Source organism: Variovorax sp. PAMC26660 (assembly GCF_014302995.1).
Lineage (GTDB): Bacteria > Pseudomonadota > Gammaproteobacteria > Burkholderiales > Burkholderiaceae_C > Variovorax.
The window spans coordinates 1433710-1450180 of record NZ_CP060295.1 but is presented as its reverse complement, the minus strand read 5'-3'; the positions used below and the strand labels follow the sequence as shown (position 1 = coordinate 1450180).

Here is a 16471-nt window from a genome sequence, read left to right as displayed (position 1 = left end):
AACGACCATGCCTGCTCCATCCATCCGCCACCAACTCTTCATCGACGGCCGCTTCGTCGACGCCGAATCCGGCGAAACCCTCGCCACGCTCAACCCGCACGACAACACGCCCATCGTCGATGTGGCGCTGGCCGGCAAGGCCGACGTCGACAAGGCTGTGGCCGCGGCAAAGCGTGCGTTCCCGAAATGGAGCCGCATGGCCGCCGCCGACCGTGGCCGCATCTTGCTCAAGCTCGCCGACCTGATCGAAGCCAACACCGAAGAACTCGCCCGCCTCGAATCGCTCGATACCGGCCATCCCATCCGCGACTCGCGCCGGCTCGACGTGCCGCGCACGGCTGCGTGCTTTCGCTACTTCGGCGGCATGGCCGACAAGTTCCAGGGCGAGACCATCCCGGTCGAAGAAGGCTTTCTCAACTACACACTGCGCGAGCCCGTGGGCATCGTCGGGCAGATCGTGCCGTGGAACTTCCCGCTCATGTTCACGAGCTGGAAGATGGCGCCCGCGCTCGCGGCCGGCAACTGCATCGTGATGAAGCCGGCGGAGATCACGCCGCTGTCGTCGCTGCGCATCGCCGAGCTGATGGCTGAAGCGGGCCTGCCGCCCGGCGTGGTCAACATGCTGCCGGGGCTCGGCTCCGTGGCGGGCCAGTACATCGCCGAGCATCCGGAGATCGCGAAGATCGCCTTCACCGGCAGCACGGCCACCGGCCGGCGCATCGTGCAGGCCAGCGCAGGCAACTTGAAAAAGGTGCAGCTCGAACTCGGCGGCAAGGGACCGAACATCGTGTTCGAGGACGCGAACCTGCAGGCTGCCGTCAACGGCAGCGCGTGGGCCATCTTCCACAACCAGGGGCAGGCCTGCATCGCCGGCTCGCGGCTGATGCTGCACGAGAAGATCGCCGATGCGTTCCTCGAACAGTTCATCCCGCTCGCGAAGTCGATCCGCCTGGGCAATCCGCTGGACGAGAACACCGAGATGGGCCCGCTCACGAGCGCCCAGCACCGCGAGCGCGTGCTGAGTTACGTCGAGGTCGCGCAAGGCGAAGGCGGTGAGCTGCTGGCCGGCGGCAAGTCACCGGGCGGCGATCTCGCGAAGGGCTGCTACGTCGAGCCGACCGTGATGCGCGCGAAGTCCTACAAAGATCGCGTCGCGCAGGAAGAGGTCTTCGGCCCCTTCGTCACCGTGCTCACCTTCAAGAACGACGAAGAAGCCATGCAGATCGCCAACGGCACCGACTACGGCCTGGGCAGCGGCCTGTGGACCAACAACCTGCAACGCGCCCACAAGGTGGCGCGCGACCTGCACGCCGGCATGGTCTGGATCAACAGCTACAAGCGCGTGAACCCCGGCTCGCCCTTCGGTGGCGTGGGCCAGAGCGGCTACGGCCGCGAGATGGGCTTCGACGCGATGCGCGAATACACGCAGGTCAAGAGCGTGTGGGTGAACGTCGACGCGCAGATACCGCCGCACTTCGCACGTTGATCGACTCCAGCCAGGCGGCACCACAAACACAAGAGACGGAGACAACCATGACATTCAATCGCAGACAGTTCACGCAAGCCACGGCCGCACTGATGGCCTCGGGCGCGACACCACTGGTGTTCGCGGCCGACACGCTCAAGATCGGCTACGTGTCGCCGCAGACCGGCCCGCTCGCGCCCTTCGGCGAGGCCGACAAATGGGTGATCGAGCAGATGAAGGCCGCCTTCAAGGAAGGCATCAGCGTCGGTGGAAAAAAGTACGCCGTGCAGATCGTGCTGAAGGACAGCCAGTCGAACCCCAACCGCGCGGGCGAGGTGGCGAACGACCTGACCCTGAAGGACAAGGTCGCGCTGGTGCTCACCGCCGGCACGCCCGAGACCGCCAACCCCGTGAGCGACGCGTGCGAACTCAACGAGGTGCCCTGCATCTCCAGCGTGGTGCCGTGGCAGCCCTGGTTCTTCGGCCGCAAGGGCGATCCGGCCAAGGGCTTCAACTGGACGTACCACCTGTTCTGGGGCCTCGAAGACGTCATTGCCAACTTCACCAACGGCTGGAAGACGCTCGCCACCAACAAGAAGGTGGGCGGCCTGTTCCCGAACGACGGCGACGGCAATGCGTGGGGCGACAAGGAGCTGGGCTTTCCCAAGCCGCTCGCGCAGATGGGCTTCACGCTCACCGACCCCGGACGCTTCCAGAATGGCACGCAGGACTTCAGCGCGCAGATCGCGGCCTTCAAGAGCGCGGGCTGCGAGATCGTCACCGGGGTGGTGATTCCGCCCGACGCCAAGACCTTCCTCACACAGGCGCGGCAGCAGGGCTTCAAGCCGAAGATCATCACGCTGGGCAAGGCGCTGTTGTTCCCCGGTGCGATCGAGGCGTTGGGCGACCTGGGCGATGGCTTGTCGACCGAGGTGTGGTGGAGCCCGTCGCATCCGTTCACGTCGAGCCTCACGCAGCAAAGCGCCAAGGCACTGGCCGAGGCCTACGAGGCCGGCGTGAAGAAGCAGTGGACACAGCCCATCGGCTTTGCACATGCGCTGTTCGAAGTGGCGGCCAATGCGCTGTCGCGCTCCAAATCGCTGAAGGCGGGCGATGTGCGCGATGCGGTGGCATCGACCTCGATCAACTCCGTGGTCGGCCCGGTGAAGTGGGGCGGGCAGGGCCCGTTCAAGAACGTCAGCAAGACGCCGCTGGTGCTGGGCCAGTGGGGCAAGGGCAAGAAGTACAAGGTTGAGCTGACCATCGTCAACAACGAGGCGGCGAAGAACATTCCGACCGGCGGCACGCTGCGGCTGCTTTGACATGGCGCTGCTGGCACTGCATGCCGTGAGCAAGTCCTACGGCGCGCTCAAGGTCACCGACGACATCACGCTGTCGGTGGCCGAGGGCGAGACGCTGGGCATCCTCGGGCCCAACGGCGCGGGGAAGACCACGCTGTTCAACCTGATCTCGGGCGACGTGCGCGTCGATGCGGGCCGCGTGGAGTACGCAGGTCGCGACGTGACGCGGCTCAAGCCGCACCAGCGCTGCCATGCGGGCATCGGGCGCAGCTACCAGGTGCCGCAGCCCTTCGGCAACATGAGCGTGTTCGAGAACCTCGTGACGGCCGCCTGCTTCGGCGGGCAGCAGACCGAGCGCGAAGCGTGGCAGACCGCGCACGAGGTGTTGGCGCAGACGGGGCTGATGCCGCATGCCAACAAGCCGGCCGGCGGGCTCACGCTGCTCGACCGCAAGCGGCTGGAACTGGCGCGCGCGCTCGCGACGAAGCCGCAACTGCTGCTGCTCGACGAGATTGCGGGCGGGTTGACGGAGCCCGAGGCCGCGGTGCTGGTCGATGAACTCAAGCGCATCAAGGCGCGTGGCATGACGATGATCTGGATCGAGCATGTGGTGCATGCGCTGCTGTCGCTGGCGGATCGGTTGTTCGTCATCAACTTCGGGCAGAAGCTGGCGGAGGGGGAGCCGCGAATCGTGATGAATGATGCGGAGGTGCGGCGGGTGTACATGGGGATGGAGGCATGAGCGCTATCTGTCTTCGCATTGCTCCTTCCCCCTTTGGGGGAAGGCTGGGATGGGGGCACGACGGCGCTGGTTTCGCCTTGGTGCTTCATCGAACACCGCTTGCCCCCACCCCAGCCCTCCCCCGGAAGGGGAGGGAGGAAAACCGATGAACGCGCTGCTCGAAACCCAAGGCCTGAAAGCCTTCTACGGCGACGCTCAAGCCCTCTTCGGCGTGGACTTCTCGCTCGCCCCCGGCGAACTCGTCGCCATCATCGGTGCCAACGGCGCCGGCAAGTCCACCTTTCTCAAGAGCCTCACCGGCCTGGTCCGCGGCCCACGCGAAGCGATCCACTTCAAGGGCGAGGCCATCGGCGGCCTGCCACCCGGCGAGATCGTGCGGCGCGGCCTTGCGATGGTCCCGGAAGGCCGCCGGCTGTTCCCCAGCCTCAGCGTGGAAGAGAACCTGCTGATGGGCGCCACCGCCGGCCGCAAGGGCCCGTGGAACCTGCAGCGCCTGTACACGCTGTTCCCCATCCTCGCCGAGAAGCGCCAGCAGCCCGGCACCTCGCTCTCGGGCGGCCAGCAGCAGATGGTGGCATTGGGCCGCGCGCTCATGAGCAACCCCGAGCTGCTGCTGTGCGACGAACTCTCGCTGGGCCTTGCGCCCATCGTCATCCGCGAGATCTATGCCGCCATGCCCACCATCACCGGCGAGGGCATGACCGTCGTCATCGTCGAGCAGGACGTGACGATGGCGCGCCAGGTGTCGCAGCGCATCTACTGCTTTCAGGAAGGCCGCGTGTCGCTCGAAGGCAAGTCGTGCGAGCTCACACGCGAGCAGATCTCGCAGGCCTACTTCGGCATCGAGGCGGCCCATGCTTGAAACCATCGTCCAGGGCGTGCTGCTCGGCGGCCTCTACACGCTGTTCGCGCTCGGCCAGTCGCTGATGTTCGGCGTGATGCGGCTCACCAACACGGCGCAGGGCGACTTCATCATCCTCGGCGCGTTCGCGGTCATTGCGGGCGTGTCGGTGTCCGGTGGCGATGCCGCGCCCTGGCTGGTGGCGGTGATCGCGCTCGCAGTGCTGCCCGTGGCCTTCGCCTTCGGCTATGCGCTGCAGCGCTACGTGCTCAACGGCACGCTGGGCAAAGACCCGTTGCCTTCGCTGGTCGTCACCTTCGGCCTGTCGATCGTCATCCAGAACCTGCTGCTCGAACTGTTCTCGGCCGATCCGCGTTCCATCGAAACCGGTGGACTCAACACGCAAGGTGTGGCGCTGGGCGATTCGCTCTCGCTCGGCGTGCTGCCGCTGATCGTGCTGGTCATCGCGGTCGTGGCGACCGGCGCGCTGCAATGGCTGTTCGCGCGCACGGCGCTGGGCCGGTCGTTCCGCGCCGTGTCGGACGACCGCGAGATTGCCGAGCTGATGGGCCTGAACGCGAAGAAGATCTATGCCTTCGCAACGGCCATCGCTTTCGTGCTCATCGCCATCGCGGGCGCGCTGCAGGGCATGCGAACGACGGTGTCGCCTTCCGACGGCCCGCTGCTGCTGCTCTTCGCCTTCGAGGCCGTGATCATCGGCGGCATGGGTTCCTTCTGGGGCACGCTGGCCGGCGCGATGATCCTGGGCATCACGCAGCAGATCGGATTCCGGCTCGACCCGGGTTGGGGCATCTGGGCCGGGCACATCGTGTTCCTGGTCGTGCTGGTGCTGCGGCCGCAGGGGCTTTTTCCCAAGACACGCGGATGAACAGAACCATGCCTTCCGAACAAGCCTTCGCCGTCGAGCGCGCAACCGCCGCGAGCCGCACCGCGCTCGTCGTTGCCATTGCGCTCGTGCTGCTCGCGGCCAGCCTGCCGTTCTGGGGCGAGTCGAGCTGGATGCGCGAGTTCGTCGAGATCGCCTGCTACTTCATCTTCGCGATGATGTGGAATCTGCTCGCCGGCTACGGCGGCATGGTGAGCATCGGGCAGCAGGCCTTCTTCGGTTTTGGCGGCTACGTGATGCTGATGCTGGGCAACTTCGCGGGCATCAATCCCTTCGTGGCGATACCGCTGGGTGCGCTGGCCGCGGGGCTCGTTGCGGTGCCTGTGTCCTTCGTCGCGTTCCGTCTGTCGGGCGGCTACTTCGCCATCGGCACCTGGGTCATCGCCGAGGTGTTCCGCCTGAGCTTCGCCAATGTGTCGGCGGTCGGTGGCGGGTCGGGCACCACGCTCACCGCGTTGCGCGGCATCGAGAAGGCCACGCGCGAAAGCACCACCTACTGGATGGCGCTGGCCTGCGTGGTCGCGGCGATCGCGCTGGTGTACCTGTTCCTGCGCAGCAAGCGCGGCCTGGCGCTGCTGGCCATTCGCGACAACGAAGTGGCGGCCGAGTCGCAGGGCGTTCCGGTCGCGCGCATGAAGCTCGCGGTGTACGTGGTCGCGGCCTTCGGCGCGGGGCTGGCGGGGGCGCTCTACTTCGTGGGCAACCTGCGCATCAGCCCCGATGCGGCCTTCAGCGTCAATTGGACGGCGTTCGCGATCTTCATGGTGGTGATCGGCGGCATCGGGCGCATCGAAGGGCCGCTGGTGGGTGCACTCATTTTCTGGGCGCTCAACAAGTTCCTGAGCGACTACGGCACGTGGTATTTGCTGGGGCTGGGGCTGCTTGCAATCTTGGTCACGCTGTTCTTCAAGCAGGGCCTGTGGGGTTACGCACAGCAGCGTTGGGGCTGGTCGCTGTTTCCCACACAGCGCAAGCTGCTGCATGCACCGGCCGGGGCTACGGCTTCTTCACGGGGTTGATGGTGTACTCGATCTTCGTGCGGTCCTTGTAGGGATCGTTGTCGAAGAACTTTGTCTCTTGCGAGAGCCGGATCTCGTAGCCATCGCGCACGCCCTCCAGCGAGGTCGCGCCGTCGGTGGTGATGGGCGAGAGCGTGGGCTTGTGAAAGGCGGCCACGGCTTTGAAGTCGTCGGTGCTGAACGCCTTGATGGCTGCGCTGGTCACGCGGCCTGCGCTGTCGGTGCTCACGTTCACGTCGGTCATGGCGGTGTTCGGCGGCACCGAGAGCAGGGCGGCCAGTGGCGGCGGCAGCGTCTTTGCACCGCTCTTTTCCTGGATGCGGTAGTGCAGGCCGCCCTTGTCGTTGGGCTCGCCCTTGGCGGCGGCCGAATCTTCCATGCTGCTCACGACCCATGCGCTGATCAGCAGCAGCGGCGCGGCAATGGCGCCCACGTACAACAGAAAACGCAGGCGGTCCTTGGTGTGAAAAAACTCGATCATCGGCGTGCTTTCCCTCCGGTGGCATGTGGCGGCATCGGGTCGATGCGCCCTCGCGGCCCATGCTAAAGCCCCCGCTTGGCGCCTCTTCAGGCTTGCTTAATACGGCCTCATCCTGTAACGTTGTGTAAGTTAAACGTAAGCGATTTCCCTAGTTTTTAATCTCCCTGGAGTCATCTTGACGATCACCAAACGCCGCTTGCTCGAAGGCGGCGCGGCAGCCGTCGCCGCCTCGCTGTTCGCAAAGGCCTCGCGGGCCCAGCGCACCGGTGGCGACGCCGCATGGCCGACCAAGCCCGTCCGCATCCTCGTGGGCTTTCCCGCTGGCGCATCGCCCGACCTTGCTGCTCGCGCCATCGCAGAGCCGCTGTCGAAGATCCTGCGCCAGCCGGTGACGGTCGAGAACAAGCCCGGCGCCAGCGGCAACCTCGTGGCCGACCAGGTTGCCAAGGCCACCGACGACCACACCATCGGCGCGTTGATCAACGGCAATCTCACCATTGCCAAGCTGCTCAACCCCGCCATTCCCTTCGACCCCGAGAAAGACTTCGCGCCGATCGGCCTCATCGGCACTGCGCCGCTGGTGCTCGTGGTGGCTGGCAACGCCGAAGGCAAGACCGCGGCCGACCTGCTGCTGTGGGGGCGCAACCTCGGCAGCGGCGCCAAGTACGGCACACCGGGCGTGGGCACGGTGGGCCACCTGGGCATGGAGCTGATCAAGAGCCGCGCGGCCATCACCGCGCAGCACAAGCCCTACACCGGCAACCCGCAGGTGATCGCGGGCCTGCTGGCCAACGAGATCCAACTGGCGCTGCTGCCCCCTGGGCTCGCCACGCCGCACATCAAGTCGGGAAAGCTCAAGGCCATTGGCGTGACCTCGCCCGAACGCAGCCCGCTGGCCGCAGAGTTGCCGACCATTCGCGATGCCGACGTGCGCGGCGCCGACCTCGAGATCTGGACCGCATTGGCCGCGCCCGCGAGCATGAAGCCGGCCGCGGTGGCCAGGCTCAATGCCGCGCTGGTCGAAGTGATCAGTTCACCGGAAGTGGCCGAGGCGCTGCTGAAGACCGGCTGGCAGGCGCAGCCGGGCTCGCCCGATGCGCTGGCCCGGCGCATGCGCGCCGACACGACACGCCTGGGCGGCGTGATCATCATGAAGGGCATTCACTCGGAGGCTTGAGCGCTCCGGGTCAGGGCGCGACGGCTTCAACCGTTGCGCTGCCCACGCCTTCTCAGAGCAGTTGCGATACCCGCTTCGCCGCCTTCACCAGCGCCGGCAGCATCGTCTCCTGCATCACCTTCGCACTCGTGCGATTGGCCTGCCCGCTGATGTTCAGCGCGGCCACCATGCGGCCCTGCGGATTCACGATGGGCGCAGCCACCGAGATCAGGCCTTCTTCGAGTTCCTGGTTCACCAGGCACCACTGCTGCTTGCGCGCTTGTGCCACCTTGGCCATGAGCGCGTCCACGTCGGTCACCGTGTGCTTGGTCAGCGCCTCGCGCTCCGAGGCTTCGAGCCGCGCGCGCACTTCGTCGTCTTCCAGGTCGGCCAGCAGCAGCCGCCCGAGCGACGTGCAGTAAGCCGGCAGGCGCGAGCCCACGCCCAGGCTGATGCGCATGATCTTCTGCGTCGGCACGCGCAGCACATAGACGATGTCCGTGGCGTCGAGCACGGCCGCCGAGCACGACTCCTGCACCTCCTGCACCAGCGCTTCCATCACGGGCTCGGCGCGGTTCCATATCGGCATCGATGACAGATAGGCAAAGCCCAGGTCGAGGATGCGCGGCGTGAGCGTGAAGAGCTTGCCGTCGGTCACCACATAGCCCAGCGTCTGCAGCGTGAGAAGGATGCGCCGTGCGCCCGCCCGCGTGAGCCCGCTGCCGGCCGCCACTTCGCTCAGCGTCTGGCGCGGCGCGTTCACGCTGAACGAGCGGATCACCTGCAGCCCCCGTGCAAAAGACTGCACGTAGCTGTCGCCGGGGGCGGGTGTTTCGGGCTTCGGGGTCTGGGTTGCCATGGTGAGCGATCCTCTCTAGAATTCATTATACGAACAAATGTTCTTTAGACGAACATTTTTGAAGTCGGTTGAATTCTTACTCATCCCGGAGACAAGCTTCATGATCAACAAGATCGCGCGCTCGGTCGCCGATGCCCTCGCAGGCATCCAAGACGGCGCCACGGTTCTCATCGGCGGTTTCGGCACCGCCGGCATTCCCGGCGAACTCATCGACGGCCTCGTCGAGCAGGGCGCCAAAGACCTCACCGTCGTCAACAACAACGCCGGCAACGGCGAGACCGGTCTTGCGGCGCTGCTCAAGGCCGGCCGCGTGCGCAAGATCATCTGCAGCTTTCCGCGTCAGGCCGACAGCCAGGTGTTCGACGGGCTCTACCGCAGCGGCAAGCTCGAACTCGAACTCGTGCCCCAGGGCAACCTGGCCGAGCGCATCCGCGCGGCGGGCGCAGGCATCGGCGCCTTCTTCTGCCCCACCGGCTACGGCACGCAGCTCGCGGGAAACCGCGAGACCCGCGAGATCGACGGCAAGCAGTACGTGCTGGAGTACCCCATCCACGGCGACGTCGCGCTCATCAAGGCCGAGCGCGGCGACCGCTGGGGCAACCTGGTCTACCGCAAGGCCGCGCGCAACTTCGGCCCGGTGATGGCGATGGCCTCGAAGAAAACCGTGGCCACCGTGCACGACATCGCCGAGCTCGGCACCCTCGACCCCGAGACCATCGTGACCCCGGGCATCTTCGTGCACCAGGTGGTGCGCATCGAACGTGTTGCCACCCAGGCCGGCGGCTTCAAGAAGGCAGCATGACCATGACCTACACACGTCGCACAAAAGACCAGTTGGCCGCCCGCGTCGCACAGGACATCTTCGACGGCGCCGTCGTCAACCTCGGCATCGGCCAGCCCACGCTCGTGGCCAACCACTTGCCGCAGGGCCGCGAAGTCATCCTGCAAAGCGAGAACGGCATTCTCGGCATGGGCCCTGCGCCCGAGGCCGGCGAAGAAGACTACGACCTCATCAACGCCGGCAAGCAGCCCGTCACGCTGCTGCCGGGCGGCGCGTTCTTTCACCACGCCGACAGCTTCGCGATGATGCGCGGCGGCCACCTCGACATCTGCGTGCTCGGCGCCTTCCAGGTGTCGGCCACCGGCGACCTTGCCAACTGGCACACCGGCGAGAAAGACGCCATTCCCGCCGTCGGCGGCGCGATGGACCTTGCCATCGGCGCCAAGCAGACCTGGGTGATGATGGATCTGCTCACCAAGCAGGGCGCGAGCAAGCTGGTGAAAGAGTGCACCTATCCGCTCACCGGCATCGGCTGCGTCAAGCGCGTGTATTCCGACCTCGCCACGCTCGAATGCACGCCGCAGGGCTTGAAGCTCGTCGACCTTGTCGAGGGCCTGAGCCGCGAAGAACTTGAAAAGCTCGTCGGCCTTCCGATCGCCGCCTGACCCATCCAATCAATCAGAGACAGACCATGACCAATCACGCCTTCATCTGCGACGCCGTTCGCACCCCCTTCGGCCGCTACGGCGGCTCGCTCAGCAGCGTGCGCACCGATGACCTGGGTGCAGTGCCGCTGCGCGCGCTGATGGAACGCAACAAGAACGTCGACTGGCAGGCCGTGGGCGACGTGCTCTACGGCTGCGCCAACCAGGCCGGCGAAGACAACCGCAACGTCGCGCGCATGTCGGCGCTGCTCGCGGGCCTGCCGATTGAACTCGGCGGCGCCACCATCAATCGCCTGTGCGGCTCGGGCCTCGATGCCGTCGGCTCCGCAGCCCGCGCCATTCGCGCCGGTGAAGCCTGCCTGATGATTGCCGGCGGCGTCGAAAGCATGAGCCGCGCTCCCTTCGTTATGCCCAAGGCCGAGAGCGCCTTCAGCCGCAACAACGCCGTGTACGACACCACCATCGGCTGGCGCTTCGTCAACAAGCTCATGAAGGCACAGTACGGCGTCGACTCCATGCCCGAGACGGCAGAGAACGTGGCCACCGACTACAAGATCGGCCGCGAAGCGCAAGACCTGATGGCGCTGAACTCGCAACTGCGCGCCGTGGCTTCGCAGAAGTCCGGCTTCTTCGACGCGGAGATCGTGCCCGTGAGCGTGCCGCAGAAAAAGGGCGACGCGATCATCGTCAACAAGGACGAGCATCCGCGCGAAACCAGCATTGAATCGCTCGCCAAGCTCAAGGGCGTTGTGCGCCCCGACGGCACCGTGACGGCCGGCAATGCCAGCGGCGTGAACGACGGTGCCTGCGCGCTGCTGCTGGCCGACGAAGCCAGCGCCGCCAAGCACGGCCTCACGCCGCGCGCCCGCGTGGTTGGCATGGCCACCGCCGGCGTTGCGCCGCGCATCATGGGCATCGGCCCCGCGCCCGCCACGCAGAAGGTGCTGGCGCTCACCGGCCTCACCATCGACCAGATCGACGTCATCGAACTCAACGAAGCCTTCGCGGCGCAAGGCCTCGCCGTGCTGCGCCTGCTCGGCCTGAAGGACGATGACGCACGCGTCAACATCAACGGCGGCGCCATCGCGCTGGGTCACCCGCTCGGCGCCAGCGGCGCCCGCCTTGCCACCACCGCCGTCAACCAGCTCCACAAGGGCGGCGGCCGCTATGCGCTGTGCACCATGTGCATCGGCGTGGGGCAGGGCATTGCCGTGATTCTCGAACGCGTCTGACACCGCCGCACGAATACACAACGACAAGAAGAAGCCAGCAAACAAGCCATCGGAAGCCGCGCGCACAGCGGCCCGATGGCTTTTTTTTAACCAAGAGGATTGAAAGAAGAGGATCAGAGAATGAAGAACACGAAAACAACGCGCCGCAGCGTGGGCCTGGCCGCGCTGGCGCTTGCCGCTGCTGCGCTGGTGCCGGCGACCGCATCGGCACAACAAGCCTTTCCCACCAAGCCGGTGCGCATCATCACGCCGTTCCCGGTGGGCGGTGGCCCTGATGGCGTGGCCCGCCTTGTGGCCGACAAGCTCTCGCGCGCCTGGGGTCAGCCCGTGGTGGTCGAGAACCGCCCCGGTGGCAACGGCTTCATCGCCATCGACGCCTTCAAGCGCGGCGCCAAGGATGGGCACGACATCATCGTGCTCGACAACGTGCACCTGGCCGCGTACCCCGCGCTGTTCAAGAAGCTGCCCTACGACTCCAGCAAGGACTTCGATGCGCTGCTGCCGCTCTTCAAGACCTACTTCTTCTTCACCGTTGCCACCAACAGCAAGTACAAGACCATCGGCGACCTGATCGCCGACGCCAAGGCCAACCCCGGCAAGCTCGACTACGGCTCATGGTCCGTCGGCAACCCGGTGCACCTGGGCTCGGAGCTTTTCGAGTCGGCCACCGGCACGCAGATGGAACACATCGTCTACAAGGAAACCACGCAGCTCTACACCTCGGTGGCAACCGGCGAACTGGCCTTTGCGCTGGGCACCAGCGCCACCGCTGGCCCGCTGCAGCGCGCGAACAAGCTGCGCTTTCTGGCAGCCGCGGCACCGCATCGCGTGGCCGCATTCCCCGACGTGCCGACCGTCAGCGAATCGGGTGGTCCCAAGGGCTTCGAGGTGATCGGCTGGAACGCCATCGCCGTGCCGAAGGGCCTGCCCGCATCGGTCACCGAGAAGATCAAGCGCGACATCGAAAAGGGCCTGGCCGAACCCGATGTGCTGGAGAAGTTCAAGAGCTTCGGCTACGAGCCGTTCCCGACCACGCGGCCGCAGTTCGACCAGTTCGCGGCGAGCGAGACGCAGCGGTTCACGGATGTGATTCGCAAGGCGAACGTTTCGTTGGACTGATTGCGATCGGCTGCGGCAGGGCGCGAGGCGCCCGAGCCGAATCGAGCCTTACGCCTGCCGCTGCGTCGCGATGCGAAATGGACGGATGCTGGTCTTGGCGGACGGCAACTGTTGCTGCGATCTTCCCCAGCCTTGGGGAAGTTCATGCAGCACCGCCTTCGCATCCAGCGAGCGGATCGCCACCGACGTGTCGGCCGGTATCCGCCCCTGCGCCACCATCGCCTCATAGCGCAAGGCGCACACCCGCAGGAACGACGCGAAGTTGCCGACCTCACCGCGCGCCGCGACCAGTTCGTCGTAGAGCCGCTCGATGAGTTGCACCACGACCATGCCGTCGCGCTGCGCGATTTCCTCCAGCACCTGCCAGAACAGGTTCTCCAGGCGGATGCTGGTGACGACGCCGTGCAGCCGCACCGAGCGCGTGCGCGCGTCGTAGCTCTGCGGATCGGCACTGATGAAGACTTCGCACATGAGCGGCCTCCTTTCGGGGTGAGGTGGGCGACGCACGCACTGTAGCGCCGCCCGTCGAGCCGTGGGTGTCTGTCTGTCAGCGGCCCGGTCAGTGTTCGATGCGCGTGCCCAGCACGACCAGGAACTGCGCGAGCCATGCCGGATGCGCAGGCCATGCTGGCGCAGTGACGAGGTTGCGATCGGTCACGGCCTGATCGACCGGAATGCCCATGTACTCGGCGCCCGCCAGTTCCACTTCGACCTGGCAGGCCGGGTAGGCAGAAACCTTGCGGCCCTTCAGCAGCCCGGTAGCCGCAAGAAGTTGCGCGCCATGGCAGACAGACGCCACCGGCTTGTCGGCCGCGAGAAAGTGACGTGCGATTTCGACCACGCGGCTGTGCATGCGCAGATATTCGGGTGCACGTCCGCCGGGGATGACCAGCGCGTCGTAAGCCTCGGGCCGCACATCGTCGAAGTTGGCGTTCAGCGTGAAGCGGTGGCCCGGCTTCTCGCTGTAGGTCTGTGCGCCTTCGAAGTCGTGGATGGCGGTGTGCACCCAGTCCCCGGCTTTCTTGTCGGGAGCCACCGCATGCACCGTGTGGCCCACGGCGAGCAGGGTTTGAAAGGGCACCATGGTTTCGTAGTCTTCGCCATAGTCGCCACAGAGCATCAGAATCTTGCGAGCCATTTCGTTTGTCTCCTTCAGGATGAAGTTGGAAGCCGGTTCGTGCGCGTGTGCATGCGCCGACCGTCTTCGTATTATTCGAAGCGCAGGTACGCAGCGGGTAGCAGCCGGCTGTGACTTGCAACGAGCCCCTTTCTTTCCCAACCGGATCGCCAATGCCATGACCCTGGACGAGTACTTCGACGAAATCGACGATCCTCTTTTTGCGGAGCTTGGGTTGTTGCCAAGGGAGGAGGCGACCAAGTGGTCCGAGGACTTGAGCGGACATCCGATCGTCGACACGCTGCAAGGCTTTGTGCTGGACGACCCCGATACCAGCGACCATCACCTGCTGCTGGGGAAGGCGCCGCTGGATGGATGCGTGTTTTATCTGGCGCATGACGGCGAGAGCCGCGTGGTCTTCAATTCGCTGGACAGTTTTCTGAAGGCTGCGCGAAATGCTGCCGAGCAAGGGGAGGAACTGCGCGACCTTCATCCTGACGGTTCACCGGTTGCCCGCGATCAACGCGCTCTGAGTGCGCTGATGAATGATTTGCTGGACGGCGGAACGCTCACTGATGTAGTGACAGCGTTGATTCCTTCACTCGATCTGCTCGACCTTGCGCTGCTGGAGCGGCTGGCGAGGGATGAAGACTTCTTTCTTGGAGAAGCGGTGGCTGTCGAGGTCGGGCGGCGGCCGACACAGGCGCTGGCGCCGATTGCACGGATGTGCGCGGCGCATCCTCACGTGCAGGTGGCGCAAGCGGGGCAACGGGCTCTTGATAGGCTGCAGCCTCCGAACAACCAAGCCAACAGGCATTGACCTTTCTCCAACCATGAACCAAATCGTTGTTCGCCAAGCCGTGCTCAGTGACCTGGAAGCCCTGGCGCCTTTGTTCGACGGCTATCGTCAGTTCTACGGGAAGGCATCGGACCTCGCGGCGGCACGCGATTTTCTCCGCGAGCGTTTCAACCACGGAGAGTCCGCACTGTTCCTGGCGCTGGATGGTGTTGCTCCCATCGGCTTCACTCAGCTCTACCCGAGCTTTTCGTCGGCGTCTCTGGCTCGCACTTTCATTCTGAATGACCTGTTCGTGGTTCAGAGCCACAGAAGAGCAGGCGCAGGCTCAAAGCTTCTTCATGCGGCAACAGAATTTGCGCGCTCGCTCGGCGCTGTTCGTGTGACGCTCAGCACGGACATCCAGAACACATCGGCGCAAGCAACCTACGAGGCCCAAGGGTGGAAGCGCGACAAGGAGTACTACGTCTATCACTTCCTGCCGCAGGGCTAGGGGCGTCGATCTTCTCGAAAGTCCTCGCAAGCATCGCGTTGGGCGTTGACTGCTTCGTCTCCCCTACCAGAAGCAACGGCGCAGGGCAGCCCCGTCCCTCGGCAACCCTGTCAGCGCGCAGGGCCGTCACAGAACTGCCTTTTGAGGTCACTAGTCTCTCTCAGGGTTTTCCCGTATCTCCGGGCAACTCCATCCAGACAACCTCAAAGACACAAACATGAAGACCTCCAAGCTCGCCCTCGCTGCCGCATTCGCCGTTCTGGCCGTGGCTTCCGCCCAAGCCCAGCAATCTGTCGGCCGCACGCGCGAAGCCGTCCAGGCCGAAGCCGTTGCCGCAGCCCACGCACCCAATCAGAACGTCACCCGCGGCTCGCGTGGTGCCGATCCGTTCACTTCCACGGCCGACCCCGAAGCCGTCTACAAGCAGGCCGTGGACACAGCGCATGCCGCCAACCAGAACGTGACGCGCGGCTCGCGTGGTGCCGACCCGTTCACGTCCAGCCGCGACCCGGCACAGGTCTACCAGGAAGCCGTGGCCACCGCCGCTGCGCCCGACCAGAACGTGACCGGCGGCTCGCGCGTCAACAGCCGCGTGATCTCGACGATGCAGAACCCGGCGCTGACGGCCGCTCAGGCCAAGTAAGCCAACCCGGAACAGAACCCGGGAGCGGGAGGGGCGGCGTTTGGCCAGCCTCGCCCGCGTGCATGCCGTCGCCCGAGCCAGGGAAATAATGGAGTCGCCGCACAGCAAGGACTCCCCCCATGGCCCAGAACATCTACGACACGCCCGCCTTCTTCGAGGGTTACCAGCAATTGCCGCGCTCGGTGCATGGCCTCGACGGTGCACCGGAGTGGCCCGCGCTGCGTGCGCTGGTGCCACGCCTGCAGGGCTTGCGGGTGGTGGACCTGGGCTGCGGCCTCGGCTGGTTCTGCCGGTGGGCGCGCACGCAGGGTGCGGCATCGGTGCTCGGGCTCGATGTGTCGCAGCGCATGCTCGAAAAGGCCGAGGCCTTCGGCGCGGACAGCGCCATCGCCTATGAGCGCGCGAACCTCGACGAACTGGCGTTGCCGCCGCAGTCTTTCGACTTTGCCTACAGCTCGCTCGCCTTTCACTACATTGAAGACCTGGGCACGATGCTGGGCACGGTGCACGCCGCGTTGGTGCCCGCAAGCCGGCTGGTGTTCTCGATCGAGCATCCGATCTTCATGGCGCCCCGCACGCCGGGCTGGCATACCGATGCCCAGGGGCGCAAGTCATGGCCGGTCGACAGCTATCAGATGGAAGGGCCGCGCACCACGAACTGGCTGGCCGAAGGCGTCGTCAAGCAGCACCGCACGATGGGCACCTTGCTGAACACGTTGGCGCGCGTGGGCTTTCATATCGATCACGTACAGGAGTGGGGGCCGACCGACGCGCAGGTGGCGGCGGTGCCGTCGCTGGCTGAAGAGCGCGAGCGGCCGATGATGCTGCTGGTGAGCGCCAGCCGGTAGCGCTCA

The 16471-nt window shown here is 65.7% G+C and carries 19 protein-coding genes; 15 read left to right on the top strand and 4 right to left on the bottom strand.

From position 1 onward, the window contains the following. The first annotated feature begins 22 nt into the window (after positions 1-22). The 6 genes from H7F35_RS06985 to H7F35_RS06960 all read left to right on the top strand — a co-directional run bounded on the left by H7F35_RS06985 (position 23) and on the right by H7F35_RS06960 (position 6275). Positions 23-1486, top strand: a complete 1464-nt coding sequence (locus tag H7F35_RS06985) for an aldehyde dehydrogenase family protein (protein ID WP_187114178.1) — start codon at positions 23-25, stop codon at positions 1484-1486. Between the two features lie 47 nt (positions 1487-1533). Next, positions 1534-2787 carry an ABC transporter substrate-binding protein gene (locus H7F35_RS06980; RefSeq protein ID WP_187112203.1) on the top strand — a complete coding sequence of 418 codons (1254 nt, stop codon included), beginning with the start codon at positions 1534-1536 and terminating at the stop codon, positions 2785-2787. A gap of 1 nt (position 2788) precedes the next feature. Beyond that, on the top strand, positions 2789-3508 hold the full coding sequence (locus H7F35_RS06975) for an ABC transporter ATP-binding protein (RefSeq protein WP_187112202.1): 720 nt from the start codon (positions 2789-2791) through the stop codon (positions 3506-3508). Positions 3509-3653: 145 nt separating this feature from the next. After that, the gene (locus H7F35_RS06970; RefSeq protein ID WP_187112201.1) at positions 3654-4370 is read left to right on the top strand and encodes an ABC transporter ATP-binding protein; all 717 of its coding nucleotides are present in this window, start codon (positions 3654-3656) and stop codon (positions 4368-4370) included. Continuing rightward, positions 4363-5238 carry a branched-chain amino acid ABC transporter permease gene (locus tag H7F35_RS06965; RefSeq protein WP_187112200.1) on the top strand — a complete coding sequence of 292 codons (876 nt, stop codon included), beginning with the start codon at positions 4363-4365 and terminating at the stop codon, positions 5236-5238. Before H7F35_RS06970 ends, H7F35_RS06965 begins: the two co-directional genes overlap by 8 nt. Positions 5239-5246: 8 nt before the next feature. Next, positions 5247-6275 (top strand): branched-chain amino acid ABC transporter permease, encoded by a 1029-nt coding sequence (locus H7F35_RS06960; RefSeq protein WP_187112199.1) that lies wholly within the window; start codon positions 5247-5249, stop codon positions 6273-6275. Here H7F35_RS06960 and H7F35_RS06955 read toward each other — a convergent pair. Further along, a complete protein-coding gene (locus H7F35_RS06955; RefSeq protein WP_187112198.1) occupies positions 6253-6756 on the bottom strand; it encodes a hypothetical protein in 504 nt (167 codons plus the stop codon). The two genes, H7F35_RS06960 and H7F35_RS06955, sit on opposite strands and share 23 nt — an antisense overlap. A gap of 175 nt (positions 6757-6931) precedes the next feature. Between H7F35_RS06955 and H7F35_RS06950 the strand changes: the two genes are divergently transcribed. After that, positions 6932-7933 carry a Bug family tripartite tricarboxylate transporter substrate binding protein gene (locus H7F35_RS06950; protein ID WP_187112197.1) on the top strand — a complete coding sequence of 334 codons (1002 nt, stop codon included), beginning with the start codon at positions 6932-6934 and terminating at the stop codon, positions 7931-7933. A 52-nt stretch (positions 7934-7985) separates the two neighbouring features. Here the strand turns inward: H7F35_RS06950 and H7F35_RS06945 are convergent, their stop codons facing one another. After that, positions 7986-8771: an IclR family transcriptional regulator C-terminal domain-containing protein gene (locus H7F35_RS06945; RefSeq protein WP_187112196.1), complete on the bottom strand. Its 786-nt coding sequence runs from the start codon at positions 8769-8771 to the stop codon at positions 7986-7988. Positions 8772-8871: 100 nt separating this feature from the next. Here H7F35_RS06945 and H7F35_RS06940 point away from each other — a divergent pair, with 100 nt between their 5' ends. The 4 genes from H7F35_RS06940 to H7F35_RS06925 all read left to right on the top strand — a co-directional run bounded on the left by H7F35_RS06940 (position 8872) and on the right by H7F35_RS06925 (position 12568). Beyond that, complete coding sequence (locus tag H7F35_RS06940; protein ID WP_099792811.1) at positions 8872-9573, top strand: 3-oxoacid CoA-transferase subunit A; 702 nt, start codon at positions 8872-8874, stop codon at positions 9571-9573. Beyond that, entirely contained in the window at positions 9570-10217 is a 648-nt protein-coding gene (locus H7F35_RS06935) for a 3-oxoacid CoA-transferase subunit B (RefSeq protein WP_315970473.1), read from the top strand. The genes H7F35_RS06940 and H7F35_RS06935 overlap by 4 nt, the downstream gene beginning before the upstream one ends. 26 nt (positions 10218-10243) lie before the next feature. Further along, complete coding sequence (gene pcaF / locus H7F35_RS06930; protein WP_187112194.1) at positions 10244-11449, top strand: 3-oxoadipyl-CoA thiolase; 1206 nt, start codon at positions 10244-10246, stop codon at positions 11447-11449. A 120-nt stretch (positions 11450-11569) separates the two neighbouring features. After that, positions 11570-12568: a Bug family tripartite tricarboxylate transporter substrate binding protein gene (locus H7F35_RS06925; protein WP_187112193.1), complete on the top strand. Its 999-nt coding sequence runs from the start codon at positions 11570-11572 to the stop codon at positions 12566-12568. Positions 12569-12616: 48 nt separating this feature from the next. On the opposite strand, the gene H7F35_RS06920 is transcribed toward H7F35_RS06925, so the two are convergent. Both H7F35_RS06920 and H7F35_RS06915 read right to left on the bottom strand, forming a co-directional pair. Beyond that, the gene (locus tag H7F35_RS06920; protein WP_187112192.1) at positions 12617-13039 is read right to left on the bottom strand and encodes a ribbon-helix-helix domain-containing protein; all 423 of its coding nucleotides are present in this window, start codon (positions 13037-13039) and stop codon (positions 12617-12619) included. Between the two features lie 88 nt (positions 13040-13127). Beyond that, positions 13128-13706: a DJ-1/PfpI family protein gene (locus tag H7F35_RS06915; RefSeq protein ID WP_187112191.1), complete on the bottom strand. Its 579-nt coding sequence runs from the start codon at positions 13704-13706 to the stop codon at positions 13128-13130. Positions 13707-13863: 157 nt separating this feature from the next. Here H7F35_RS06915 and H7F35_RS06910 point away from each other — a divergent pair, with 157 nt between their 5' ends. The 4 genes from H7F35_RS06910 (at position 13864) to H7F35_RS06895 (ending at position 16465) form a co-directional block, all read left to right on the top strand. Further along, positions 13864-14505: a hypothetical protein gene (locus H7F35_RS06910; protein WP_187112190.1), complete on the top strand. Its 642-nt coding sequence runs from the start codon at positions 13864-13866 to the stop codon at positions 14503-14505. Between the two features lie 13 nt (positions 14506-14518). Then, the gene (locus H7F35_RS06905; RefSeq protein ID WP_187112189.1) at positions 14519-14974 is read left to right on the top strand and encodes a GNAT family N-acetyltransferase; all 456 of its coding nucleotides are present in this window, start codon (positions 14519-14521) and stop codon (positions 14972-14974) included. 217 nt (positions 14975-15191) lie between these two features. Next, complete coding sequence (locus H7F35_RS06900; protein ID WP_187112188.1) at positions 15192-15617, top strand: hypothetical protein; 426 nt, start codon at positions 15192-15194, stop codon at positions 15615-15617. Positions 15618-15736: 119 nt separating this feature from the next. Continuing rightward, complete coding sequence (locus H7F35_RS06895; RefSeq protein WP_187112187.1) at positions 15737-16465, top strand: class I SAM-dependent methyltransferase; 729 nt, start codon at positions 15737-15739, stop codon at positions 16463-16465. The last annotated feature ends 6 nt before the right edge of the window (positions 16466-16471 follow it).